Source organism: Bartonella sp. AA16NXGY, assembly GCF_042197325.1.
In the GTDB taxonomy this organism is placed as follows: Bacteria; Pseudomonadota; Alphaproteobacteria; order Rhizobiales; family Rhizobiaceae; genus Bartonella.
Genome location: NZ_JBHIRR010000080.1, coordinates 1 through 584, shown reverse-complemented (window position 1 = coordinate 584; position 584 = coordinate 1). Strand labels below are relative to the sequence as shown.

At 41.6% G+C, this 584-nt stretch carries 1 protein-coding gene; it reads left to right on the top strand.

Annotation, left to right across the window (positions count from 1 at the left end; all coding sequences use genetic code 11):
- Positions 1 to 584 (top strand): autotransporter domain-containing protein (locus tag ACFINK_RS09435; protein WP_375638924.1); only part of this gene is annotated, 584 nt, incomplete at both ends.

Genomic DNA, 584 nt, shown 5'->3' with positions numbered 1-584 from the left:
GAAAAGAAGAAGAAAAACAAACCGGTTTCTTCCTCTATACTTACGGAAACACAGGAACCTTATCTTCTGAACGCGGACCTCTCAAATATGGTTATGGTGCTGATATCCGCTATGCTGCTCTACAAGCCGGTGTCACATTCGCGGCATTAGAAGGACAAAATACCACAACACATTTCGGTCTTGTAGGCACCTATGGGCGGCTGTCTTTCACTCCAAAGGACATAGCGGATGCCAGTAAGAGCACATTGGATAAATGGTCACTAACAGCTTATGGCAGCGTGCAGCATGACAATGGTTTCTATATGGATACACTGTTATCCTATGGAATTCTAAAAGGAGATATCGGCAATGCTATCATTGGCAAAACCGCAAAATTGCAAAATGCCAAAATGTTTAGTATCTCCACCACTGTTGGCAAAGAGTTTGCAACCGGAATGGAAGGTTTAACATTTGAGCCACAAGCACAAATTGCCTATCAACATTTGATGTTTAATACCATTGAAGATGCTGATAATTTTACCGTTGATATGAACAATCCTTCTCAATGGTTGATCCGTGTTGGTGGACGTTTGACAAAAACCATT